General features: G+C 38.2%; 18 protein-coding genes and 1 pseudogene. 14 read left to right on the top strand and 5 right to left on the bottom strand.

The genetic code is table 11. The features are described 5' to 3' along the window. Positions 1-118: 118 nt before the first annotated feature. Positions 119-1,276, top strand: coding sequence for an FAD-dependent urate hydroxylase HpxO (gene hpxO, locus ACINWC743_RS20950; RefSeq protein ID WP_009586874.1), 1,158 nt, complete (start codon positions 119-121; stop codon positions 1,274-1,276). 173 nt (positions 1,277-1,449) lie between these two features. Here the strand turns inward: hpxO and ACINWC743_RS20945 are convergent, their stop codons facing one another. Continuing rightward, positions 1,450-2,382 (bottom strand): LysR family transcriptional regulator, encoded by a 933-nt coding sequence (locus ACINWC743_RS20945; RefSeq protein ID WP_004830702.1) that lies wholly within the window; start codon positions 2,380-2,382, stop codon positions 1,450-1,452. 289 nt (positions 2,383-2,671) lie between these two features. On the opposite strand from ACINWC743_RS20945, the gene ACINWC743_RS20940 reads away from it, so the two are divergent. Beyond that, positions 2,672-3,727: a Rieske 2Fe-2S domain-containing protein gene (locus ACINWC743_RS20940; RefSeq protein WP_009586890.1), complete on the top strand. Its 1,056-nt coding sequence runs from the start codon at positions 2,672-2,674 to the stop codon at positions 3,725-3,727. A 192-nt stretch (positions 3,728-3,919) separates the two neighbouring features. Here ACINWC743_RS20940 and yddG read toward each other — a convergent pair whose 3' ends face one another. Next, positions 3,920-4,846: an aromatic amino acid DMT transporter YddG gene (gene yddG, locus ACINWC743_RS20935; RefSeq protein WP_009586867.1), complete on the bottom strand. Its 927-nt coding sequence runs from the start codon at positions 4,844-4,846 to the stop codon at positions 3,920-3,922. A 624-nt stretch (positions 4,847-5,470) separates the two neighbouring features. On the opposite strand from yddG, the gene ACINWC743_RS20930 reads away from it, so the two are divergent. Then, a complete protein-coding gene (locus ACINWC743_RS20930) occupies positions 5,471-7,675 on the top strand; it encodes an OsmC domain/YcaO domain-containing protein (protein WP_009586861.1) in 2,205 nt (734 codons plus the stop codon). An 86-nt stretch (positions 7,676-7,761) separates the two neighbouring features. Here the strand turns inward: ACINWC743_RS20930 and ACINWC743_RS20925 are convergent, their stop codons facing one another. Continuing rightward, positions 7,762-8,643: a LysR family transcriptional regulator gene (locus ACINWC743_RS20925; protein ID WP_005031638.1), complete on the bottom strand. Its 882-nt coding sequence runs from the start codon at positions 8,641-8,643 to the stop codon at positions 7,762-7,764. Positions 8,644-8,808: 165 nt separating this feature from the next. Between ACINWC743_RS20925 and ACINWC743_RS20920 the strand changes: the two genes are divergently transcribed. From ACINWC743_RS20920 to ACINWC743_RS20885, 8 genes are all read left to right on the top strand, one after another. Then, positions 8,809-10,326 (top strand): CoA-acylating methylmalonate-semialdehyde dehydrogenase, encoded by a 1,518-nt coding sequence (locus ACINWC743_RS20920; protein WP_009586931.1) that lies wholly within the window; start codon positions 8,809-8,811, stop codon positions 10,324-10,326. Between the two features lie 15 nt (positions 10,327-10,341). Beyond that, positions 10,342-11,232 (top strand): 3-hydroxyisobutyrate dehydrogenase, encoded by an 891-nt coding sequence (gene mmsB / locus ACINWC743_RS20915; RefSeq protein ID WP_009586866.1) that lies wholly within the window; start codon positions 10,342-10,344, stop codon positions 11,230-11,232. A gap of 94 nt (positions 11,233-11,326) precedes the next feature. Continuing rightward, the gene (locus ACINWC743_RS20910) at positions 11,327-12,988 is read left to right on the top strand and encodes an AMP-binding protein (protein WP_009586902.1); all 1,662 of its coding nucleotides are present in this window, start codon (positions 11,327-11,329) and stop codon (positions 12,986-12,988) included. Positions 12,989-13,051: 63 nt separating this feature from the next. Then, entirely contained in the window at positions 13,052-14,179 is a 1,128-nt protein-coding gene (locus ACINWC743_RS20905) for an acyl-CoA dehydrogenase family protein (RefSeq protein WP_009586940.1), read from the top strand. Positions 14,180-14,224: 45 nt separating this feature from the next. Continuing rightward, the gene (locus ACINWC743_RS20900) at positions 14,225-14,998 is read left to right on the top strand and encodes an enoyl-CoA hydratase (protein WP_009586938.1); all 774 of its coding nucleotides are present in this window, start codon (positions 14,225-14,227) and stop codon (positions 14,996-14,998) included. 15 nt (positions 14,999-15,013) lie between these two features. After that, positions 15,014-16,039: an enoyl-CoA hydratase/isomerase family protein gene (locus tag ACINWC743_RS20895; RefSeq protein WP_009586900.1), complete on the top strand. Its 1,026-nt coding sequence runs from the start codon at positions 15,014-15,016 to the stop codon at positions 16,037-16,039. Between the two features lie 149 nt (positions 16,040-16,188). Further along, on the top strand, positions 16,189-17,526 hold the full coding sequence (locus tag ACINWC743_RS20890) for an MFS transporter (protein ID WP_009586912.1): 1,338 nt from the start codon (positions 16,189-16,191) through the stop codon (positions 17,524-17,526). A gap of 222 nt (positions 17,527-17,748) precedes the next feature. Further along, positions 17,749-18,990, top strand: coding sequence for an acetamidase/formamidase family protein (locus ACINWC743_RS20885; RefSeq protein ID WP_009586894.1), 1,242 nt, complete (start codon positions 17,749-17,751; stop codon positions 18,988-18,990). Positions 18,991-19,138: 148 nt separating this feature from the next. Here ACINWC743_RS20885 and ACINWC743_RS24120 read toward each other — a convergent pair. Then, positions 19,139-19,318 (bottom strand): annotated as a pseudogene (locus ACINWC743_RS24120) (alpha/beta hydrolase); the annotation flags it as partial. A gap of 344 nt (positions 19,319-19,662) precedes the next feature. Between ACINWC743_RS24120 and ACINWC743_RS20880 the strand changes: the two are divergent. Together ACINWC743_RS20880 and ACINWC743_RS20875 are read left to right on the top strand one after the other, a co-directional pair. After that, on the top strand, positions 19,663-20,205 hold the full coding sequence (locus ACINWC743_RS20880; RefSeq protein ID WP_009586926.1) for a YbhB/YbcL family Raf kinase inhibitor-like protein: 543 nt from the start codon (positions 19,663-19,665) through the stop codon (positions 20,203-20,205). 74 nt (positions 20,206-20,279) lie between these two features. Continuing rightward, positions 20,280-21,083 (top strand): helix-turn-helix transcriptional regulator, encoded by an 804-nt coding sequence (locus ACINWC743_RS20875; protein ID WP_009586883.1) that lies wholly within the window; start codon positions 20,280-20,282, stop codon positions 21,081-21,083. 68 nt (positions 21,084-21,151) lie between these two features. Here ACINWC743_RS20875 and ACINWC743_RS20870 read toward each other — a convergent pair whose 3' ends face one another. Next, the gene (locus ACINWC743_RS20870; RefSeq protein ID WP_009586891.1) at positions 21,152-22,027 is read right to left on the bottom strand and encodes a DUF6685 family protein; all 876 of its coding nucleotides are present in this window, start codon (positions 22,025-22,027) and stop codon (positions 21,152-21,154) included. A gap of 851 nt (positions 22,028-22,878) precedes the next feature. On the opposite strand from ACINWC743_RS20870, the gene ACINWC743_RS20865 reads away from it, so the two are divergent. Beyond that, a complete protein-coding gene (locus ACINWC743_RS20865; RefSeq protein ID WP_009586914.1) occupies positions 22,879-25,071 on the top strand; it encodes a TonB-dependent siderophore receptor in 2,193 nt (730 codons plus the stop codon). Positions 25,072-25,119: the final 48 nt, after the last annotated feature.

Here is a 25,119-nt window from a genome sequence, read left to right as displayed (position 1 = left end):
ACACTTATCATGCACAGCCTATGCCAATTCTTCTCTGAAAATGTATGGATTTTTATATAAATGGCACGTTTTTAGCATTTTAGGCAACAGTGCGAGAAAACAATCAGAGGAGAAATAGATGGAGATTACAATTATTGGTGCAGGTATGGGAGGACTAACCGCTGGTATTGCACTAAAAAAATTCGGTCATACGGTCACCATCTACGAACAAACTGAGCAGATCAGGGCTGTAGGTGCAGCAATTTCGTTATGGTCAAATGGTGTGAAGTGCTTAAATTACTTGGGCTTAACGGAACAAATTGCCAAACTTGGTGGTCAAATGGATCATTTGGCCTATTTCGATGGTTTAACTGGCGATAAAATGACGCAATTTAGTTTATTGCCATTAATTGAAGAGGTTGGACAACGTCCGTATCCAGTCTCGCGTGCAGATTTACAAAATATGTTGATGGATGAATTTGGTCGAGACGATATTCACCTTGGAAAAAAAATGGTGGCGTTAAAACAAATCGATCAACATGTTCAGGTTACATTTGCAGATGGAACTGAAATTACTACAGCACTGGTGATTGGTGCTGATGGCACACATTCCTTGACACGCCAGTATGTTTTGGGTGAGCAGGTTGAACGACGCTATGCGGGATATGTCAACTGGAATGGTTTGGTTGAAATTTCTGATCAATTGGCACAAGCAGATCAATGGACAACATTTGTTGGTGATGGAAAACGAGTTTCGTTGATGCCGATTGCTGAAAATCGCTTTTACTTTTTCTTTGATGTTCCATTGCCTGTAGGTTTAGACAATAACAAAAGCCAATATAAAACTTTATTTAAGCAATATTTTCAGCATTGGTGTGCCCCTGTACAAAACCTAATTGAGGCAATAGATGTAGAAACCACCAATCGTGTAGAAATTCATGATATTGAACCTTTTACCCAATTTTATAAAGGGCGTGTAGTGATCATGGGCGATGCTGCACACAGTACCACTCCTGATATTGGTCAAGGAGGTTGTCAAGCCATGGAGGATGCGATCTATTTGGCAAGAGCATTGCAGATCAATACTTTAGGTTTAGAAGATGCATTAAAACGTTATCAAAATAAACGCAATGAGCGTGCCAATGAATTGGTATTGCGCGCGCGAAAACGTTGTGATGTCACGCATATGAAAGATGAGACTGTAACCAAAGAATGGTATGCAGATTTGCGTCGCGAACAAGGTCCTCATATCATGCGTGGCATTATTAATAATATTGTCGGTAATCCTTTGGATTGATATATGGTTATATCGGTTTAATTCAAAGTTGATTTGGATTAATGACATCTTAGATGTTTATCAACTTTTATTGAGTGCTGACAAGGACGTTAACTTCAATATGCGACAAGATGTGCTTCAGACTGCTGCGTATCTTATAAGAAAATGTATATCAGATTCATCCCCTACAGCGCTTATTGATAATCAATCAATTTGAGCTTAAATCGCTCTATTTGTTCAATCAAATGCTTAATCATGACTTGTGAAACACGAGAAAGCTGTCGCTTTGGTGCAACACATAAGGCTAGTGTTAGTGGGTACAAACCTTTTTCACGAATTGGTTTAAAGCAAAGTTCATCTCGTTCTAAATAAGGATAGGCATCGATATAAGAAAGTAAACCTATACCTAAATTTTTCTGAATTAATGACATTATCATTCGGATGTCATTACATTCTAACTGGTGTTGCGGTACAAGTTGATAATGTTTATACAGTGTTTGCACATAATCCTGAATGATTAATGGTGCACTTGGAATTAAATGTTGATCATTTAAGGTATCTGATAAATGGATTTTTTCAGTTTTAGTGAGTGGATGATCTTTAGGTAAAACAAACCCGATTGGAATTTCAACAAATGCTAAAACCTCAAGTTGGTGATGTCCTTTAGGATTCAACAAAATGCCAAAATCAATCTCAGCGTCCATAATCATATTTGAAACTTTTTCACTGTCTTGAATATGAAAGTTAAAATTGATCCAAGGATAGTTCTCATACATATATTGAATAGAATCGAGAACAAAACCATCACTGAGCGCAGTAATCAGCCCACAGTCAATGGTTCCGCGTGAAAGCCCTTGTATTTCATCAAAACGATTACGGGTAAGTTGGAATTCTTTCTGCCATTTGATTAAATCTGCATAGAGTAATTCTCCAGCAAGGGTGAGCTTTAAGCCATTGGGTAAGCGTTCAAATAGATCGATTCCAAATTCTTCTTCAGCTAAAGCAATTTGACGGTGTATTGCAGAAACAGAAATATACAGCTGATCCGCAGCTTTTCTTAAACTCCCTGTTTTTGCAACAGCGATAAAATAATCAGAGAATCGAGAAAAAGTCATATTTATTGGCATATAACGCTGTCCATGGTGATACGGATGACATTTTGCTCATTCTTTCAGTTAAGCAAATAACAAGGTCAGTGAAAAGCTAAGCGATTTCTATGCCAATTTTTCGTTCTAAAATAAAAATAATATTCTTTCAATGTGTTCTAATTTTTAGAATGATCGACATTAAACTTTCTAATAGACAGAATTTAACTAAATTTGTAATTTTAAAGTATGCCTTAAGCACTTAACTGAAATTCAGTACTGCATCATGGCATAGGTTAATGAAGTTAAATATAAAATTTGTGAGTTTAGTATGAACGCCATTCCAGTTCTTCAACTATTTAGCCAACCGCAATGTAGTACATTTGAACCTAAAGACTGGGAGATACTTGCTCAACACTGGTATCCAGTGGCACGTATTCAAGATGTTTCAATGCAACCTCAACAAGTGCAGTTGTTAGATGTGAAAATGGCACTCTACCAAACAGAAAGTGGTGCAATTCAATTGGTTCGAGATATTTGTCCGCACCGTGGCGTACCGTTAACCAAAGGCTGGGTAGAGGGTGAGGAGATTATTTGCCCATATCATGGCTTGCATTACAACACCAAAGGACAATGTACCAAGATTCCAGCACAGCCCGAACTCAGTAAAATTTCTGAGCGTTTTAGCCTGACAAAATTTCCTGTGGTTTTAAAGTATGGTTTGGTCTGGACCAGTTTATTTAGCCGTGATGAACAGCTAGCAAATTTTCCTGTTTTAGATACATGGGATGATCCAGAGCATCAGGCAATATTGCCTCCATTTGTTGATATTGCAGGCTCTAGTGGTCGTCAACTGGAAGGTTTTATTGATGTTGCACATTTTGCATGGGTGCATCACCAATCTTTTGCAGATGCAAATAATCCGATCGTTCCTAAATACACCACTGAACGAACATATTATGGTTTACACACTGAATATGTCAGCGGTGTGAGTAATTATCCACATGGCTTACAACATTTAGCACCAGAAGGATTTTTGTGGAAACGTATTTTTGATGTTTATCCACCATTTTCGGCGGTGTTAAAAGTTGAATTTCCACGACAAGGTGTATTAAAAATTTTAAATGCATGTTGTCCTGTTTCATCTAACAAAACCCGTTTATTTGTCCCACTCACACGTAACTTCGACACAACAGGAGATTTACAGGCGGTTTATGATTTCAACGCTCAGATTTTTGCAGAAGATCAGGACATGATCGAAAGTCAAAAACCTGAAGAACTTCCATTAGATATTTCAATGGAAGCCCACTTTGAAGCAGACCGCTCTTCTACCATGTACCGTCGGATTCTCGCTGAGTGGGGCTTAAGTAAACGCTATATTATTTAATTATTAATGTTTTGTGCTTTGCACCTTCGGGTGCTTTTTTAATGCCTTATAATCTTTTAAGTATCTTTTATAAAATCTTTCAGCTTAGGTGTCAGTTTATTAAACTTTCTTCCAATTATAGAAATAATCTTATAAACCATTTGGTTCTGCCAAATGGGTATGCATTATTAAATCAAAAAATTTAAAAATATTTTAATTAAGGACTGCGAGGAATTTATCTTTAAGTTGTTGCCAGTTGGTTGAAACCCAGCATACCAGCGAACCTGCTGTCACTAAAATCACACCATACCAAAATTCTGTAGGTAAACGGGTTTGTAAAATCGTCATGGAAATCACGGTTGAAATGACTGGACTAAAATAAGACAAGGTCACCAAAATAGTAATATTGCCTTTGATAATTCCAATATTCCATGCAGCATAACCCATTGCCATCACAAAAGACACCATCGCTAACAGCGCAAAGGTAGACAGTTCAAAATGCTGGATTACATTAAAGCTAAATTCATGTGACCATAAATATTTTGCCCATAGTACACAACTGATCGCCACAAAAAAGAATGAAATCGGATTGTGTCCATCACTGTATTTTTTGGTAATAACACAATATAACGCCCACAACGATGCACCAAGGAAAGCAAGAATATAGCTGGTTGGATTGGCTTGAATATTGGATAAAATATTTGTCCAGTTTAAAGCGCCTTGTCCAGCTTGAATCATGACAATGCCACTTAAACTAATAGCTAAACCAACCACAACAAAAATATTAAATTTGATTTCTTTAAATAGAATCAACATGGCAACCGTTAAGCCAGGCCAAAGATAATTTACTAAACTGACTTCGATCGCTTGTTGAGCCGTTTGTGCTAGAGCGATTGCATAAGAAAAACACAACTCATAAATCACAAAGAGCAAAGTTGAAAAGATTAAATATTTCTTTGAAATAAGTTTTAAATTTGGAATTTTAAAGAAGAGCAATAAAATACATGTGCTTAAGCTATACATAAGTAGTACTGCTAAATCTGCGCCCATACTAAAACTGATTTTTTTCAGTAAACCTACGATGGATGACCACTGCAAAATTGCACTGAAACCAATCAGTGTAGCGAGATTTTTTGACATAGCAAACTTCAGATTTTAGGGGCTGTTGATTTTTCATAAAAGGCTTTCGTTGTTTATTTACAACGCAAGCCACAGCGGGGAGAGTGGTATTTTTGTCACAACGTTGTTAGCTTGCTAAACAATGCACCTCAGCATATAGCATGACTAGATTCCGTATTCAGTGTGAATATCACCTAAACAACAGGCGTAGTCACAAACATAGACGATTACTCAACAGACCCTTATTGATACAGAATTTTATGAAAGGTAAAATAATGTAAGTAATTATAACTTAAACATTCGATGAAAAGGCACACTAGGTCTAGCTTTCAGATGGAAATTACAAAAAATATTTTTGGAAAAAATCACTTATTGGTTTCTTATTCAATAAAAAATTCAACTGATCTATGCAGTATTGAGCAGATAAACATTTGATGCTCACACAGGGTGATTTAGATAGATTTTCGATTAACGCCAGACAAGCATTATCAATTTAATAAAATAATTCTATAATAGCGCCCATTCTGACTAATATTCGTTGATGTTAGTTTCTTTTTAAGTCAATTTGTTGTGTGTTATTTGACTTATTTTCAATATTTAAATTTATGTGTCCGTGTTCACACATAAGATTCTTTAGGTGCCCACATGGAAATCAAGGTTAATTATCTCGATAATCTTCGACAAGAAGCGAAGTTCGATGATTTTACCGTTATTGCTGATCAGCCAATTCGCTATAAGGGTGATGGTTCTGCACCGGGTCCTTTTGATTATTTTCTGGCATCATCTGCGTTATGTGCAGCTTATTTTGTTAAAGTTTATTGTGCTGCACGAAATATCCCGACTGATAACATTCGTTTATCTCAAAACAATATCGTTGATCCAGAAAATCGTTATAAACAAATTTTTAAAATCCAAGTCGAACTTCCTGCTGATATTTCAGACAAAGATCGCCAAGGGATTTTACGTTCGATTGACCGTTGTACAGTTAAAAAAGTCATTCAAACAGGTCCTGAATTTGTCATTGAAGAAGTTGAAAGCATTGATGCTGATGCGCAAGCTTTGCTGATGCCAAACTTAGCAAAAGAAAGTTCAACTTATATTGAAGGTAAAGATTTACCTTTAGAGGAAACCATTGCCAATATGTCAGAGATTCTGGCAGGTTTGGGTATGAAAATAGAAATTTCCTCTTGGCGAAATATTGTTCCCAATGTGTGGTCATTACACATTCGAGATGCACAGTCACCTATGTGTTTTACCAATGGTAAAGGTGCAACCAAAGAAAGCGCTTTGGCATCTGCTTTGGGCGAATTTATTGAACGTTTAAACTGTAATTTCTTCTACAACGATCAGTTTTGGGGGGAAGAGATTGCCAATGCTGAGTTTGTGCATTATCCAAATGAAAAATGGTTTCAACCAGGTCCAAATGGTGAACTCCCTAAAGAAATTCTAGATGAATATACTTTAGAGATTTATAACCCAGACAATGAATTGTTGGGAACGCATCTCTATGACACCAACTCAGGCAATACTGCACGCGGGATTTGTTCGTTGCCTTTTGTACGTCAGTCTGATCAGGAAGTGGTTTATTTTCCTTCTAATTTGATTGAAAACTTATATTTAAGTAATGGTATGAGTGCTGGAAATACTTTAGCCGAAGCGCAAGTCCAATGTTTATCTGAGATTTTTGAACGTGCAGTTAAACGAGAAATTCTGGAAGGTGAAATTACTCTTCCTGATGTACCTGAAGATGTTTTAGCCAAGTTTCCGCGTATTGTTGAGGGTATTAAAGGTCTAGAAGAACAGGGCTTTCCAGTCTTGGTTAAAGATGCATCGTTGGGTGGTGAATTTCCAGTGATGTGTGTCACCTTAATGAATCCGCGTACAGGTGGCGTATTTGCATCGTTTGGTGCGCATCCTAAGCTTGAAGTGGCTTTGGAGCGTAGCTTGACTGAGTTATTACAAGGTCGAAGCTTTGAAGGTTTAAATGATTTACCTAAGCCGACCTTTAGCTCTAATGCCGTGACTGAACCGAATAACTTTGTTGAACATTTTATTGATTCAAGTGGTGTGGTGTCTTGGCGTTTCTTTAGTGCTCAAGCTGACCATGACTTTGTCGAGTGGGATTTTAGCAGTACAGGTGAAAATGCCAATGCTGATGAAGTTGCAACCATGATGGGCATTCTTGAACAAATGGGTAAAGAAGTTTACATGGCGGTCTATGAGCATTTAGGTGCAACTGCATGCCGTATTATCGTGCCAGATTATTCTGAAATTTATTTGGTCGAAGACTTAATTTGGGACAATACCAATAAAGCCTTGTTGTTTCGTGAAGATATCTTAAATTTACATCGTTTGGATGATGAACAGCTTGAAGCTTTGGTTGAGCTTCTTGAAGAAGTTGAGGTTGATGACTATACCGATATCGTGACGTTAATTGGTATTGAATTCGATGATAATACGGTATGGGGACAACTCACTATTCTTGAGTTAAAACTGTTAATTTATCTTGCTTTACAGCAGTTTGAAGAAGCCAAAGATTTGGTGGAACAGTTCCTTCAATACAACACCAATACCGTTGAACGTGGTTTGTTCTATCAGTGTATGAATGTCATGCTCGAAGTCGAACTGGATGACGAGATGGATCTGGATGACTATGAAGCGAATTTCCGCCGTATGTTTGGTGATGAGCGTATGGATGCAGTGATTGGCTCTCTAGAGGGAAGCATTCGTTTTTATGGTTTGACAGAAACTAGCATGAAGCTAGAGGGTTTAGACCGTCATTTACGTTTGATTGACAGTTATAAAAAATTGCATAAGGCACGTGCTAAAGCGGTGGGTCTAGCAAACTAACAATGTGTTCTTGAAAAGTATGACCACCAAATAACTTTGCTGGTCATACACCGTTCAAATAAAGCTTTGTGATTTAGAAAGATTGGTCAATCCATCAATAAATTCTGATATTTGTCCGCCTGTGCTCTTAAAAAATCCCAGACCAATTTAATACGGGGTTCGTGCTGTAAATCAACCAAAGTCAGCATCCAAAAGGTATGAATAAAGCGAACTTCTTCTGCTAAAACCTGTTCAAGTTCAGGTTTATTGTCCGCTAAAAATTTGGGCAAAATTGCCAATCCAGCACCAGCACTGACAGCGATCTGTTGGGCTAAAATACTGCTACTTCGAAAATTAGCATTCAGTTGTAAAGGTAAACGTTCTAAACAATACAGTTCAGGACTGTAAATTAAATCATCAATATAATTCACAAATTTATGATTTTTTAAATCTTCAAGTTTTTTAATAGGTTGGGTGCATTCTAAATAGGTTTTACTGCCATAAATTTTAAGGCAATAATCCGTTAAGCGGGTAATAATATACGGACCAGATTTAGGACGATCAATTGAAATGACAATATCAGCTTCACGATGCGAAAGTTTAATCATTTTAGGCACAGGGATGAGATCAATAGTGAGCAGTGGATATTGCTTGGATAATTCTGCCAATAACTGAGCTAAAAAAGCAGTACCAAAGCCCTCTGGTGTGCCAATTCGCACATGTCCCTGCAAAGGTAAGTTCGGTTTTTCAATTTGCAAAAAGGCTTGTTCCATCTGTTCGACACGAGGTACAAGTGCTAAACCTTCCTGTGTAAGTTCATAGCCCGTTGCTTCTCTTCTAAATAATGGTGTACCTAAAGCAAGCTCTAAAGCCTGTATTCGTCGAGATACTGTGCTGTGTTCAACCCCAATGATCCGTGCTGTATTGGTAAGCGTTTTTGCGCGAGCCAGCACCAAAAAAAACTGTAAGTGATCCCAATCTACTTTCATTGTTCATGACGTCCTTGTGCATATTTGCACATTCATTGTGCGTTAATTTCTATTGGTCATCTATATTTTCTTTGTTAGTTTGAATTGAAACAGAGCTGATGAAAATAGTGCTTTTGGCTATTTTCTAAGAAAGTAACAACAAAAAATAGTGCCTATGGAGAGGTTATGAACACGATGTCAAATATTCATTCGACGACGGCTAAATTATTAATTAATGGAAAATTTACCGAATCCAATACAACCGAATGGCAAGATATTTTAAATCCTGCAACACAGGAAGTTCTGGGTCGTGTACCTATGGCGACTTTGGATGAAGTGGATGCTGCAATTGCGGCTGCACAAGAAGCTTTTAAAACTTGGCGTTTAACACCAATCCAAGCACGCATGCGCATTATGCTCAAGTTACAGGATTTAATCCGTGACAACATGAAAGATATTGCCCGTGTGTTGACTGCTGAACAAGGCAAAACTTTGGCAGACGCAGAAGGTGATATTCAACGTGGTTTAGAAGTAGTTGAACATGCTTGTTCAATTGGCACTTTACAAATGGGTGAATATATCGAAGGTGTGGCACGTGGTGTAGACACCTATACCTTGCAACAACCACTGGGCGTATGTGCAGGTATCACTCCATTCAACTTTCCTGCCATGATTCCTTTATGGATGTTTCCAATGGCAATCGTGTGCGGTAACACCTTTGTTCTTAAACCTTCTGAGCAAGATCCATTATCGACCATGATGTTGGTTGAGTTGGCTGTGCAAGCAGGCGTTCCAGCAGGTGTATTGAATGTTGTTCATGGCGGTAAAGAAGTAGTGGATCGTCTATGTACACACCAAGACATTAAAGCAATTTCTTTTGTCGGTTCAACTGCTGTGGGCACACATGTCTATAACTTAGCAGGTCAACATGCTAAACGTGTGCAATCTATGATGGGGGCAAAAAACCATGTTGTGGTAATGCCAGATGCCAATAAAGAACAAACCTTAAATGCCTTGGTCGGTGCTGCTTTTGGTGCTGCTGGACAACGATGCATGGCGCTTTCTGTTGCGGTGATGGTGGGTGAAACCAAAAACTGGGTTGATGAATTAGTCGAAAAAGCCAAGACCTTAAAAGTCAATGCAGGACATGAACCTCAAACCGATATTGGTCCTGTTATTTCTCCACGTGCCAAAGCCCGTGTTATAGATTTAATCAATAGTGGTGTTGAACAAGGCGCTCAATTATTGCTTGATGGTCGCGATGTAAAAGTGGCTGGCTATGAACATGGTAATTTTGTGGGAGCAACTATTTTCAACCAAGTTACAACCGATATGCGCATTTATACAGAAGAAATTTTTGGACCTGTGCTTGCCATTATTCATGTTGATACGCTTGAACAAGCTATGGAGTTGGTCAATGCAAATCCATTTGGAAATGGCGTAGGTTTGTTCACTCAAAGCGGTGCGATTGCCCGCACTTTCCAAAACAACATTGATATAGGACAAGTCGGCATTAATATTCCAATTCCTGTACCTGTTCCGTTCTTTAGCTTTACAGGTTCACGAGGTTCGAAACTCGGAGACTTAGGACCTTATGGCAAGCAAGCCGTGCAGTTCTATACGCAAACCAAAACCATTACGAGCCGTTGGTTTGAAGATACACAAGAAAAAGGTGAAGTGAATACCACCATTAGCTTGCGTTAATCGAGGAGTTCAAGGATGAATATTGCATTTATTGGTCTAGGTAATATGGGCGGTAAGATGGCTCATAATCTCCTCAAAGCTGGTTTAAAGGTACATGGCTTTGATTTGAGTGAAGTTGCCATTGCTCATTTTACTGAAGCAGGAGGCATTGCACATGCCAACCCACAAGCTGCTGCTGAACAAGCCGATGTGGTGATTACTATGCTCCCAGCTGCAAAACATGTCAAAGAGGTTTATTTGGGTGAAAATGGCGTACTTGCAGTACTCAAAAAAGGTAGTTTATGCATAGACAGCAGTACCATTGATCCACAAACCATCAAAGACATTGCAGTCGTAGGCGCAGAGCAAGGGATTCAAGTATGCGATGCACCAGTATCAGGCGGTACGATTGGTGCACAAGCAGGAACACTGACATTTATGGTCGGTACAGACTTAAATACCTTTGAACAAGTTCAATCTGTACTCAAACCAATGGGCAAAAATATCGTGCACTGTGGCGAAGTGGGTGCAGGTCAAATTGCGAAAATTTGCAATAATCTTATTTTAGGCATTTCGATGGCAGCCGTTGCTGAAGGCATGGCACTTGGCGCAAAACTCGGTATTGATCCACAAGCTTTAGCAGGGGTGATCAATAGCTCAAGTGGTCGTTGCTGGAGTTCTGAAGTCTGTAACCCTTGGCCGGGTATTTCTGCAAATGCACCTGCTGGGCGTGGCTATAGTGATGGTTTTGCCACACAATTGATGTTGAAAGATCTTGGTCTAGCCATTGAAGCAGCAGGGCAAGTCAAACAACCTGTTCTTTTAGGTGGTTTGGTTCAGCAGTTGTATCAGCAACTGTGTATGCAAGGAAATGCCCAGCTCGATTTTTCTAGCATTATCCAACAATACTTAGCGAAAGAAGCTTAATCCAAATATCAGCCATTTCACCATCAAAGGATGGTGAAAGCTATAGATTCACTCGTGTCATGAATAACAATAAATCCAGACTGGAGTAAATAATATGTCGAATTATCATCAAGTTGCTAATTCATTTAATTTAGACGGTGCAGTAAAAGCAATGTTATCGGGTTCAGTCGAGCAACTGAACGCATGTTATGAGTGCTGCGATCGGCATGCAGATGCTGATAGCGAAAAAATTGCCTTATATTGGCAAGGCAAAGATGGACGCAAACAACAGTATACCTTTAGCCAACTGAAAAAGTGGTCGAGTCAGTTTGCAAACTTTTTAAAATCACAAGGTGTCGAAACAGGCGATCGTATTTCGGGTTTACTACCAAGAACACCAGAATTGCTGGTTGTGATTTTGGGAGCTTGGCGAATTGGTGCAGTTTATCAGCCACTTTTTACTGCATTTGGTCCCAAAGCCATTGAACATCGTCTTCAATTGGCAAAAAGTAAATTGGTCGTAACTGATACAGCGAATCGAAGCAAATTGGATGAAATCGCACAATGTCCACAAATAATGACGGTTGCTGATCAGCATGGTCATGGTGTTATGGATGGCGATTTAGATTTTTGGCAAAAGGTCGAACAACAGTCTGAACACTGTGATTTGGTCAGGCAAAATATTCAAGCTCCATTTTTGTTGATGTTTACCTCGGGAACCACTGGACCTGCGAAACCCTTAGAAGTACCACTGAAAGCCTTAATTGCTTTCGGTAATTACATGAAAGATGCCATTGGCTTACGTGAAGAAGATAACTTTTGGAATATTGCTGACCCGGGTTGGGCATATGGTCTGTACTATGGCATTACGGGACCATTGCTGTTGGGGCATGCAACTTTATTTTATGAAGGCGGTTTTAGCATCGAAAGTTTATGTCAAATTATTGAGGATTATAAAATAACCAATTTGGCAGGCGCACCGACCGCTTATCGTATGATGATGGCTGCAGATCCTGCCCAAATGGCGCAACTGAAAGGTAAATTTCGTGTAGTCAGTAGTGCCGGTGAACCTCTAAATCCTGAAGTTTTCCGCTGGTTTAAACAGGCACTCGATGCACCTATTTTCGATCATTATGGACAAACTGAGGTTGGCATGGTGGTGTGTAACCATCATGGTTTGGAGCATGAGGTGCGTGCTGGTGCTGCTGGTTTTGCAAGTCCAGGATACCGTGTTGCTGTGCTTGATGAACAAGGCAACGAGCTTCCAGCAGATACACCTGGAATTTTAGCAGTGGATATCCAGCAATCACCGATGATGTGGTTCGGTGGCTATCAAGAAAGCCGTAAATCACCTTTTGTAAAACATTACTATTTAACCGGTGATACTGCTGAACTGCATGCAGATGGCAGCATGAGTTTTGTTGGGCGTAGTGATGATGTGATTACCACCTCAGGCTATCGAATTGGTCCTTTTGATGTAGAAAGTGCTTTACTTGAACACGATGCGGTCATTGAAGCAGCTGTAATCGGTGTTCCTGATGCGGAAAGAACTGAAATCGTCAAAGCTTTTGTGATTTTAGCAGAGCATCAAATTGCTTCTGACAGTTTGGCAGAACAACTGGGGCAATTTGTTAAAAAGCGCTTATCGGCACATGCTTATCCAAGACAAGTGGAGTTTGTGATAGAGCTTCCAAAAACACCTAGTGGCAAAATCCAACGGTTTTTATTGCGTAATCAAGAGATTGCCAAACAACAATTAGAAAAGAATGCAGGTTAGTATAAATCCTGCATAAGCTGAGCAGGCTTTATGCAGGTGATGTAACAGATCAAGGAATGAAAAATGCAATTTACTGAAGAACAATTATTGATTCAGGATATGGCGAAAAATTTCGCTCAAGAACAAATTAAACCGCATGCAGCAGAATGGGATAAACACAGTGTATTTCCAAAAACAGCATTGTCTCAAATGGGACAATTGGGTTTTATGGGGATGTTAATTTCTGAACAATGGGGTGGTTCTGATACAGGAAATTTGGCTTATGTGCTTGCATTAGAAGAAATCGCAGCAGCAGATGGTGCAACTTCAACCATCATGAGTGTACATAATTCTGTGGGTTGTGTGCCAATCGCTAAATTTGGTACGAATGAACAAAAACAAAAATACTTAATGCCCTTAGCGCAAGGGGAAATGATTGGCGCATTTGCTTTGACTGAACCGCATACTGGGTCTGATGCCGCAGCACTGAAAACACGCGCAGTGAAAGATGGTGATGATTGGGTAATTAACGGTGCTAAACAGTTCATTACGTCTGGACATAATGCAGGTGTCATTATTGTCTTTGCAGTAACTGATCCTCAAGCAGGTAAAAAAGGGATCAGTGCCTTTATTGTACCGCGTGAAACACCCGGCTATGAAGTCATTCGTACAGAAGAAAAACTGGGTTTACATGCTTCAGATACTTGCCAAATTGCATTGACAGATGTTCGTGTACACCAAAGCTTGATGTTGGGTAAAGAGGGCGAAGGCTTAAAGATTGCCTTGTCTAATCTTGAAGGCGGACGTATTGGGATCGCAGCCCAAGCAGTAGGTTTAGCCCGTGCAGCGTTAGAAGAAGCGAGCAAGTATGCCAAAGAACGTATTACCTTTGGGAAAGCTATTTTTGAACATCAAGCGATTGCATTTCGTTTAGCCAGTATGGCGACAGAAATCGAAGCTGCACGACAGTTGGTTCACCATGCTGCACGGTTGAAAGAGGCTGGTAAACCCTGTTTGAACGAAGCATCTATGGCAAAACTGTTTTCGTCAGAAATGGCTGAACGTGTTTGTTCTTCAGCGCTACAAGTATTTGGTGGTTACGGTTATTTAAAAGATTTTCCTATTGAGCGTATTTATCGTGATGCTCGTATTTGTCAAATTTATGAAGGCACCAGTGACATCCAACGTTTGGTCATTGCACGAAGTTTATAAGTCGTACCACAAGACACTGCGTAGCTACAGATTAGGAATTGAAATATGCAATTTGAAACGATTTTATTGGAAAAGCAAAACGGCGTAGGTTTGATTACGCTTAACCGTCCCAAGGCATTAAATGCATTGAATTCTATGTTGATTGATGAATTAAATTTAGCTTTGGACGATTTAGAAAAAGATCAAAATATTGGTTGTATGGTGCTGGCTGGCTCAGAAAAAGCCTTTGCAGCAGGTGCTGATATTAAAGAAATGGCAGGATTAAACTTTCCCAATATCTATTTTGATGATTTCTTTAACCTTGCCGATCGAATTGCTCAGCGCCGTAAACCTTTAATTGCCGCAGTCAGTGGCTACGCATTAGGTGGTGGATGTGAATTGGCGTTGATGTGTGATTTTATCTACTGTGCTGACAATGCCAAGTTTGGTTTACCTGAAGTAACGCTTGGGGTTATTCCTGGTATAGGCGGAACACAGCGCTTGACTTTGGCGGTGGGTAAAGCCAAAGCGATGGAAATGTGTCTGACTGCTCGACAAATGGAGGCAATTGAAGCTGAACACAGTGGTTTAGTCGCCCGTATTTTCCCTAAAGATCAACTTTTAGCTGAAACCTTACAAGCCGCTGAAAAGATCGCTGAAAAATCTTTAGTGGCGACAATGATGATCAAAGAGTCGATTAACCGTGCTTTTGAAGTGAGTTTAGCCGAAGGTTTACTTTTTGAGCGTCGTAGTTTTCATTCAATATTCGCGACTTTAGATCAAAAAGAAGGTATGCAAGCCTTTGTAGAAAAGCGCCAAGCGCAATTTAAAAATCAATAATAAGAGGATTAAATCATGGACCACGAAAATCATTTAATCATTGAACAAAAAGGTGCTCTAGGCATCATTGTATTAAATCGTGTATCGAGTCTGAATGCGCTGACCTTGGATATGATCAATGGTATTCATCAGCAAATCGAAACTTGGCAAGATGATACAACTATTCAGGCGATATTGATTAAATCCAACAGTCCAAAAGCTTTTTGTGCAGGTGGTGATATTCGTTACCTCTATGATCACTTTAAAAATGGCACAGCGGGTCATAAGGAGTACTTCATTGCTGAATATGCCATGCTGAACTGTATACGTGCCTCACAAAAAACGGTTGTGGTATTACTTGATGGCTATGTTTTGGGGGGCGGTTTTGGCTTGGCTCAGGCATGCCATATTATTGTCAGCAGTGAAAAATCACGTTTTGCGATGCCTGAAACAGCGATTGGTTTCTTTCCAGATGTCGCAGCCACACATTTCTTATCACGTTTGGATGATATTGGGGTGTATCTGGCGACTACAGGTGACCAGATCACTAGTAGCGATGCCCTATATCTAGATTTGATAGATTACCATGTACCCAGTCAACAGTTTCCTGCACTAGAAGAGGCTTTAAGCCAAACAGATTATTTAAGCAAAGATCATATTGATCAGATCATTTCAAAATTTATCACTCGACCTGTAGAAAGTGAACTCAGTGGATGGGTGGACAATATTCGTAAGCATTTTGGTTTTGAGAACTTAGATGAAATTGAACAAAGCCTTGCCAATGAATCAGATCAACAACATCAAGCATGGGCAACTCAAGTTTTAAATACCTTGCAGCAACGTTCCTTATTGGCCAAGCAGACCAGTTTAAGACTGCAATATTTAGGTCGAGGGCTTTCTTTACAGCAATGCATGCAACTTGAACGAGATTTGCAGGATATTTGGTTTGAGCATGGTGATATTTTAGAAGGCGTTCGTGCCCTAATCATTGATAAAGATAAGCAACCAAAGTGGCAAAAAAGCAATCCTGTTTTAGAAAAAATATTGGCTGAACTGGGTTAGCCATAAAGCACACTGATGCTAAAACAATATGTTCATTCAAATAAATGAAGGGAGAATCAGAGAAATTTTTTAAGTGAATCCAAGGATCATACAAGATATATGGAATATATCTCAATGGATGTAAAAAACGGTTAAGAAGGAATAGAGCAATGAAGGATGTACAAGGAACAAATCCGAATAATAAAAAGTCATCACACCGCTTAGCAGGTATTTCAAGTATGGTGGGGACGACCATTGAATGGTATGACTTTTTTATCTATGGTGCAGCAGCAGCACTGATTTTTAATAAGTTATTCTTTCCCAACTTAGACCCTTTGACAGGTGTTCTTGCGGCATTTGCAACCTATGCTGTTGGTTTTATTGGACGACCATTGGGTGGGATCGTATTTGGGCATTTTGGTGACAAAATTGGTCGTAAATCAATGTTGTTGGTGACCTTAATGTTAATGGGTATTCCTACCGTCATGATTGGGTTGTTACCTACATTCGAGTCGATTGGATATTGGGCAACCATTTGCTTAATTATCTTGCGCTTTATCCAAGGTATGGCAATGGGTGGAGAATGGGGCGGAGCAGTGCTGATGGCTGTCGAGCATGCACCTGAAGGTAATAAGGGTTTTTGGGGGAGCTTACCACAAGCCAGTACTGGTGGTGGTCTAATGCTGGCTTCAATTGCTTTAGGGCTAGTTTCAATGTTACCCGAAGAAGCACTATTTAGCTGGGGTTGGAGAATACCGTTTTTAGCCAGTATTGTGTTATTGGGCGTAGGTTGGTATATCCGAGTTAAAGTTCCAGAATCTCCAGATTTCGAGCAAGTTAAACAACAGGCTGAAGAAATTAAAGTCCCTGCATTGCAAGTATTTAAAAATCATCCTAAGGAATTACTGACTATTATATTGTCACGTGCGGCTGAAAATGCGTGGTTCTATCTTGCTTCAACTTTTACCTTGGCATACACCACGACACAATTAGGTATCGCACGACAAGAAATATTATTTGCGACGATTTGTGGTGCAGGGGTAATTATGGTCATGACCCCACTGTGTGGACATTTATCAGACAAGGTCGGTCAACGGAATATGTTTAGGTTTGGTCTATGCGTCTTAGCACTGTATAGCTATCCATTCTTTGCCATGTTGAATACCAAAGATCCTGTGCTGGTGTGGACTGCGATTGTATTGGCAATTGGCGTTGTATTCCCAATTATGTATGCACCACAATCTCAGCTTTTTGCGCGTCAATTCCCTGCTGAAATTCGTTATAGTGGTATTTCGATCTCTGTACAGTTTGCGGGTGTATTAGGTGGAGGTTTAGCTCCTTTGATTGCGACAAAACTTTTAAGTATCGGTGGTGGTAGCACACATTTGGTCATCACTTATATCGTCAGTTTTGCTGTGATTGCCATCATTGCATCATCATTCTTAAAGCCTGATGTATTTCCAAACAAAGCAAAGTCTTTTGCACAAAAAGAAATTAAATCCTCATAAAATTTAAAATCCTCAGCAACATGGGCAGCTTATGCTAAATTCATGTTGCTGTTTTTTTTACCAATAATTAAAAAATGCCCGTTATTGGTTCATCACTGTGGCTTTAAACAGCACATTTTCAATTGAAAACCTCTAAATCCTGTGATTTTTTGCTATGGCATGAAACTTGCTGTACTTCACATGCACAATATTTTTATTTTTCAATGATTAAGGGGCTGTTATATGTTTAAGCACACGGTTTTGTCTTTATTTATTTTTGCCACTCTCGGTTCTTCAGTCGCTAAAGCGGATAATTTTAATGTTCTTAAACAGCTTTCCACTAAACCCGTTCAGCTTAAAGAAGGTGAATATAAAGGTAACTATTATGTTCCTTCGACCTTGAATACGATAACGTGGGGATACCTACCAAATAAAGATGCTAAACCTGTACTTTCGGTGCCATCAGGAAGTACCGTGACATTCGATACGGTTTCACATGAAGGCTTGCTTGAAGATCAAGGAAGAGATGCAGAAAAATTCTTTAAGTCTAAGGGTGTTCCAGATGAATATATTTTAGATGAAGCAAAAACTATTACCAAATCTCATCTAAAGCATGATTTTCATAAAGATGGACCACACATCGTGACTGGTCCAATTGCAATTCAAGGCGCACAACCCGGTGATATTTTAAAAGTAGAAGTGATTAAAGTTGAACCTCGTGTGCCTTATGGGGTGATTTCAAATCGTCATGGCAAAGGTGCTTTGGTTGGTGAGTTTCCTAAAAAACCGCAACAGGCGGATGCTTCACCCGAACATCCTGAACGCTATGGTAATGTTTCAGTATTTACCCCCATCGAAAAAAATGCCAAAGGTGAATATGAAGGTGTATTAAAAACTGAATCAGGTAAGTCAATTCGATTCCCGTTGAGCCCGTTCATGGGCATCATGGGTGTAGCACCGAATACTTCAGAACCCGTTCATTCAGTCCCACCTGCCATGTATGGTGGTAATATTGATATTAATGAATTAGGCGCTGGGTCTACAGCTTACTATCCTGTTCAGGTTGCAGGGGCTTTGTTTTACACAGGCGATAGTCATTTTGCGCAAGGTGATGGTGAAGTCGCTTTAACTGCTTTAGAGGCTTCTGCTCGTGCGACCTTAAAGTTTACTTTGTTAAAAGCGGGTAAGGATAAGATTCCGGGGCAAGAGATTGTACAACCCTTAGCAGAAAATGCTGAGTTTTGGATCACACCCGGTTTAGACCCTGACCTTGACGAAGCGATGAAAAAGTCTACACGAGAAGCAATTCGTTTCTTAAATAAAGAATATGGCATCGATGAAGCAATTGCTTATGCTTACTTAAGTGCTGCAACTGATTTTGAAGTGTCTCAAGTCGTCGATAAAACCAAAGGTATTCACGCTAAAATTCGAAAAGCTGATTTTAGAGAGTTTGCTGAAGATGCAAGTAAAGTAACAACACCTTAAATTGATATAGCTATATCGTTCAAAACAGCCTGTTCGATGAATAACAGGCTGTTTGGGTTGTATGAAACATTTAAAACAAAAATATTGAGAGACTGACCTTTTGAACTTGCTTAAGTCTTGTCGTATTGGTTCAGCCTTAGTCTATAGCTCACTCAATTTTTTGATAAATTTTTCGGGCTTCTGAGGTGATTGCCGTCATATGAATTGCTCCATGAATCATTCCAGTTAACAGATGTAATTTCACATCAATACCTGCATTTTTTAATCTTTCGGCATAACGCTCAGCATCATCCCTGACTGGATCATATTCACACGCAAAAATAGTTGCGGCAACTTATCCGTCACCAATTTTGCCCTACAAAATTTAAATCAATATCTTGTATTGAAATAAATCATTTAAAAACAAAGTTTTAATGTAATATTTGAAATCCATCATAATATCAGTATAAAGATGGGTTTTATAGTATTGCTAGATTAGCAGTCATTTAGAGCATCATTGATGAGTACATTTTTGATTGTAATCAATTTCATATCAGTTACTTATCGACATATTTTTCAATATATTTTCCAATATAATTAAGAATGATTGATTTAGGCGAAAAAATGGCAACTTAGAGAGAATTAAATTTTATTAAAAACATTAAGATGCTGTATTTAGACAGGATAAACTTAATGAATAAAAACATTGTGAAATTTATATTTCCGTTGCTCAGTATTTTTTCAGGCTTTACCTATGCGGATGAGTTCAAGCTCAAAAGTACAGACATCACGCAGGGAGAAATCATGAAAAAGAAACATGAATACCAAGGCTTTGGGTGTTCAGGTGAAAACAAATCTCCACAGCTGTCTTGGAGTGGGGCGCCAAAAGCAACCAAAGCTTATGCGATTATGGTTTATGATCCAGATGCTCCCTCAGGCAGTGGATGGTGGCATTGGCAAGCAGTCAATATACCCACCGAAGTCACTTCGATTCCATCAGGTCATGGAAAATTAGAATCTAAAGGAGTCATAAATTTAACAAATGATTTTGGACAAACTGGATTTGGCGGAGCTTGCCCACCAAAAGGTCATGGGATTCATCGTTATCAATTTACGGTCTACGCACTTTCTGAGAAGCTAGATCTACCTAAAGATGCATCAAGTGCATTAACGGGCTACATGGTTAAAGCGCATAGTCTTGCATCAAGTACAATCGAAGCTCTTTATCAAAGATAGGGGGCTATTAAATAATCTAATTTGAACGGAGTGGAATGTAATTAAAATCATGATTACATTCCAAATATTCAATCATGAATGACCTCATTGCTATAGCTAAAACAGCGATCAATCAACAGCAATATTTACCCTTTTCAATTTATTGTTCCCATAAAGAACAAATGATTAGTAACGTACCAATTATAAAGCCATTGCTTATCTTTATTTTAAATGGTGAGAAACAATTAGGTACATCGGAATTGGTCACATGCCAATCAGGAACTTTTGTATTTTTATCGAATAGCTCACGTATAGATATGAGAAATATACCCCATCAAGAGGAATATTTTGCTGTGCTGATCGATTTTGAGCAAGAGGATTTTACTGACTTGTCAATGAACCCTCAGCAGCCTGTTGAATATCTACAGGGGGATATCAATACAATCCTTAAAACTGCACTTTTACAATATATGCAACTCGCAATAATGTCCTCAGCAGGAGTGATGAAATATAGAAAAAAAGAACTGTTAAGCATTCTTTATCATCTTGGATATCGCGATGTTTCCAATATCAATCAAACCCATCGGTTCAGTGAAAAAATACATCGCATGATTGCAAATAATCTAACTTTGGATTGGACTGCTGAGTTAATTGCAGCAGATCTTTTTATGAGTAGTTCGACCTTGAGACGTAAATTAAAAAATGAAGGTGAGAATATTCAAGATATTCGGAGTAGAACACGTTTAAGTCATGGATTACATTTGTTGCAAACGACTCAATTGAATATTGGTCACATTGCTAATCAATGTGGTTATCAATCCCAATCAAGATTTACAGAACAATTCAAAGTTTTATTTGGAATGACACCACGAGAAATTCGAAAATCCATAATGAAGTGATTAAACAAACTTTTGCATCAATCAGCTTAAATAAACAATTAGGTATATCTCGTTTTTTTAATGACTATTCAGATCATAAATTGTTCCAGAAATTCTTTAATATTCTGCTGATTATTTAAAATCGCACATATGCTTGAAGAAGTATTATCCTTTTTAATTATTAAAATTTGAAAATTTTCTAAATCAAGCGTATATGCTTCAATTTTTTTTGAGTAAATAAAGTTTATAAAATGAATAATTGATTCATCTTTAAAAACTATAAAAAGGCAATATTTTTCAAATAATGTATCTAAAATTAAATTATCTATATAAAAGCTATGAAGATTAGTCTCATAAAATTCATTATGATCAAACTCATTACATAGCGTTATAACGCGTCCTAAACGGTGAGAGCCACCACCATTATTAGCCATAATCTTATTATGCCATTGAAATTTATAAAAATCCTGATGATTATCTGTAAAACTATCAGGTGATGGGTTTTCCTTGTCTATAATAGTTTCTGATATCTGTTCTTGATTAAATTTTAGATATTTTTCGCGTTTTTCATCTGATAAGCTTTTCTTTCCTTTAAACAATGTTGCAAGCCACCAACTAGAAATATTAGTATAATCTGAAAAAAGGCCTTCATCTCGTGAGCATGATAAAAAGCCGACATCTCTTAAATTAATATATTTTCTTTCAAGATCTTTTTTTATAAGAAGTTTCAGATATTTTTCTAGTTCTGTTCTACTGTTTGTAAGATTGCCATCTAGAGGTCTTAATTTTACTGAATATGTATATGAATCCAATAAAATATCTAATCTTAGTAATTCTTTTGCGCTAATAAAATTTTCATTTTTAAATTTTTTTATTAAATTAAAGTAATTGTATTTGTTTAGCTCCAAATCTACTGTTTTTTTAATTTTAGATTCAATATAAAACGTTCGAATATAGTTTATCATTAATTTACTCTAAAAATATAAATTTAATTACTGTTTAACATAAATTAAAATAAAATTAAAAACACTATATTTCTTGCGAAAGTATAAACTATTTTATAATAGACCTCTTGCAAAAGTAGATTTTTGGGTCATTTAGCTATATGCAATACCTTATATAGTCGAACCACCTGATTATTCATACAAGTGATTTGGATGATTCATTTATTTTGTACTTTTGAATCATAAACAGTCTTGCTATCACGAGGCGACATGGATGTCGCCATGTTGAGCGGGGGTATTAGGATGTACCCCTCGCTCAACGGAAGATTTTTGTTACTTTTCATCTCTGAAAAGTAGAGTATCGCCTACGCAAAACAATTTAAACTTTAGAGCTAAAGCGTGGCAATGCAAGCTTTATATCATCAAACAATATATTGATCGCTTTAATTTTATTGATCAAGAGAAATGATATTCTACTGTATGAATTTTTCAACAGATTGACTATATAAGAAAGATCACAGCTGCTCAAATTTTGACTAACGCAAGAGGTCTAATAGTTTTATGAAATATAAAAAATAACAAAATTCAATGATATTGACTTCAAGCGTCTAGTCGCGCAGTGACATGTCCCTTATTTCTAAAATGACTTTCGTAAAAGGTCTAAAGTACTTAATAAAAAACTGCTGAAAAATAACGCAAACAGAAAGATAGCTTATCGTAATATACATAAATAAATTATGGATTTCTTGCACAATAAAAGCATGAATTATTCTTAAATATGGCATAGAAATGCTTGTTCATTGAGAAAAAATTGTGAATACTCATGCGCTAAAATTTAGCTTGTAAAATTATCTTGGGGTTAGGCAATTACAGTGAAAAGGTATCCATTTTCTCGTTTACAAAAAGCGTTGCTGGCAGTTGGTTCATTTTCATGTTTGGCATTGAGTCCAGTACTGCTACATGCAGAAACGGAAAAAAATACACAACAGCTTAAAACGATTAAAGTCGACGTTCAAACCGAAGCAGCACAAACGGTTTATTATCAACCCAAGATCAATTTATCAGGTTTTAGTCAGTCTAATATTGCTAAAATTCCAGCTTCAATCCACACCATTACTGCAGATCGTTTAGCAGATCAGCATGCAAAAACACTATCTGATGTGGTTAAGAACGATGCAGCTATTGGCGATGGTTATGCACCTATTGGTTATTATTCTAATTTTATGATGCGTGGTTTTGGGCTAAATCTTGGATCAAGCTATTTACTGAATGGCAACTTAGTCCGTGGCGAACAAAATATTGCGCTTGAGAATAAAGCTCAGGTCGAGATTTTAAAGGGCATCAGTGCCATTCAAAGTGGAATGTCAACACCGGGTGGTGTGATCAATTATGTCACCAAACGACCTGAAGATATTCGTTCAATGACATTAGAAACCGACCGTTATGGTGGTTTTCGCGTGGCAACGGATTTAGGTGGATTGTTTGGAGACACCCAACAGTTTGGTTATCGCATCAATCTTGCGACAGAAGATATTCATTCCTACGTTGAACATGCCGATGGTAAGCGCTTGTTTGGTTCTATGGCGCTGGATTGGAATATTTCTGAACGTTCAAAGTTAGAATTTGATCTAGAATCACAGCGACAACGTCAACGTTCAGTGGCAGGATATCAGTTATTGGATGGAACGACACTTCCCCAAAATGTGAAATGGGATCGTTTACTTGCTTATCAAAGCTGGAGTAAACCCGTAACCAGCGACAGTTTAAATGCCAGTTTAAAATATTTATTTCAGTTCAATGATCATTGGAAAGCAAATTTTACAGCATCACAAAGTCGTGTGGTGATAGATGATTACGCTGCATTTCCTTGGGGATGTTATAGCAGTATTTGTCAAACGACGGGCTTAGGGAATAGCTTTGATCAAAATGGCAACTACGATATTTATGATTTTCGCAGTCCAGATGATAGCTACTTAACCAACCAATTTAAAATCGGATTGAATGGGGCATTCAGCACTGGTTTTTTGCAGCATCAGTTAAGTTTAGAATTATCTCAAACTGCTAAACGTCATACACAATATGATGCAATTAATTTACCTGTAGTTGAAGGGGCTGAGTCTACAGGAAATATAGGTGAGGACCCGCAAAGCTATATCCCCACAGATAAGCATTTGGGTAAACACTATAAATCATTAGATAGTCAACAAACAGCATTGAATATCATTGATTTAATTGCTTTTAATCCAGAATGGTCAGTCTCTTTGGGTGGCAAACTGATTCATCTCAATGAGGGAGCCTACAATGTCGAGTCAAATAAGATTCGAGACACCAATTTTAATCGTTTCTTACCCCAATTTGCGCTGATGTATCATCCTTGGGAACATACCAACATTTATGCTTCTTATGCCAAAGGCATAAGTGATGGTGGACAAGCTCCGTGGTTTGCCAACAATCCAAGTCTAACTTTAGCTCCTGTACATTCAACTCAGTATGAGTTAGGTGTTAAACAACAGTGGCAAGATTTGCTGTTTACGGCAGCAGTGTTTGATTTAAAACAGGACAATCAATATACCAATACTGAACGAGATTTTATTGCTGAAGGTCAACAGCATAACCTTGGATTAGAGTTAGGTGTGCAAGGGCGTTTAAGTCAAAATCTGGATTTGGTCTCGACTTTGGCACTGACACGTTCACGTTTAAAGGACATCCAAGTTACTGAATATCAAGGGCATCAGACACAAAATGTGCCATCAGTTCGTTTTGCAAACTATCTCTCTTATCAAGTGGCACAAATAGAGGGGTTACGCTTATTGGCAGGTATGCAATACAGCAGCAGTAAATATGCCAATAAAATGGGTACAGTCAAAGTGCCGAGTTATACCGTATTTAATCTAGGCACAGCTTATAATTTCAGAGCTTATGGCTATGACAATACACTTCGATTCAATATCGACAATCTTTTCAATAAACAGTATTGGAGAGATGCCGGAAATTTCTTAGGCGATGATTATTTATTTCTTGGCGCACCACGGACAGCGCAACTTGCTTGGACTGTAAGTTTCTAGGATGTGTCTTTTGCTAATTTGTATTTATTTAAACTGATCATCAGATTG

The organism is Acinetobacter sp. WC-743 (assembly GCF_000335555.1).
Classification (GTDB): domain Bacteria; phylum Pseudomonadota; class Gammaproteobacteria; order Pseudomonadales; family Moraxellaceae; genus Acinetobacter; species Acinetobacter bereziniae.
Note: the sequence above shows the minus strand (reverse complement) of the source record. Positions and strands in the feature narration are given on the sequence as shown.

Coding starts and splice junctions, on each gene's coding strand:
- ACINWC743_RS20875 (WP_009586883.1), top strand. CDS start 20,280: ATGAATGACCTCATTGCTATAGCTAAAACAGCGATCAATCAACAGCAA.
- ACINWC743_RS20880 (WP_009586926.1), top strand. CDS start 19,663: ATGAATAAAAACATTGTGAAATTTATATTTCCGTTGCTCAGTATTTTT.
- hpxO (WP_009586874.1), top strand. CDS start 119: ATGGAGATTACAATTATTGGTGCAGGTATGGGAGGACTAACCGCTGGT.
- ACINWC743_RS20925 (WP_005031638.1), bottom strand. CDS start 8,643: ATGAAAGTAGATTGGGATCACTTACAGTTTTTTTTGGTGCTGGCTCGC.
- ACINWC743_RS20920 (WP_009586931.1), top strand. CDS start 8,809: ATGAACACGATGTCAAATATTCATTCGACGACGGCTAAATTATTAATT.
- ACINWC743_RS20940 (WP_009586890.1), top strand. CDS start 2,672: ATGAACGCCATTCCAGTTCTTCAACTATTTAGCCAACCGCAATGTAGT.
- ACINWC743_RS20890 (WP_009586912.1), top strand. CDS start 16,189: ATGAAGGATGTACAAGGAACAAATCCGAATAATAAAAAGTCATCACAC.
- ACINWC743_RS20870 (WP_009586891.1), bottom strand. CDS start 22,027: ATGATAAACTATATTCGAACGTTTTATATTGAATCTAAAATTAAAAAA.
- ACINWC743_RS20905 (WP_009586940.1), top strand. CDS start 13,052: ATGCAATTTACTGAAGAACAATTATTGATTCAGGATATGGCGAAAAAT.
- ACINWC743_RS20945 (WP_004830702.1), bottom strand. CDS start 2,382: ATGCCAATAAATATGACTTTTTCTCGATTCTCTGATTATTTTATCGCT.
- mmsB (WP_009586866.1), top strand. CDS start 10,342: ATGAATATTGCATTTATTGGTCTAGGTAATATGGGCGGTAAGATGGCT.
- yddG (WP_009586867.1), bottom strand. CDS start 4,846: ATGTCAAAAAATCTCGCTACACTGATTGGTTTCAGTGCAATTTTGCAG.
- ACINWC743_RS20895 (WP_009586900.1), top strand. CDS start 15,014: ATGGACCACGAAAATCATTTAATCATTGAACAAAAAGGTGCTCTAGGC.
- ACINWC743_RS20930 (WP_009586861.1), top strand. CDS start 5,471: ATGGAAATCAAGGTTAATTATCTCGATAATCTTCGACAAGAAGCGAAG.
- ACINWC743_RS20900 (WP_009586938.1), top strand. CDS start 14,225: ATGCAATTTGAAACGATTTTATTGGAAAAGCAAAACGGCGTAGGTTTG.
- ACINWC743_RS20910 (WP_009586902.1), top strand. CDS start 11,327: ATGTCGAATTATCATCAAGTTGCTAATTCATTTAATTTAGACGGTGCA.
- ACINWC743_RS20885 (WP_009586894.1), top strand. CDS start 17,749: ATGTTTAAGCACACGGTTTTGTCTTTATTTATTTTTGCCACTCTCGGT.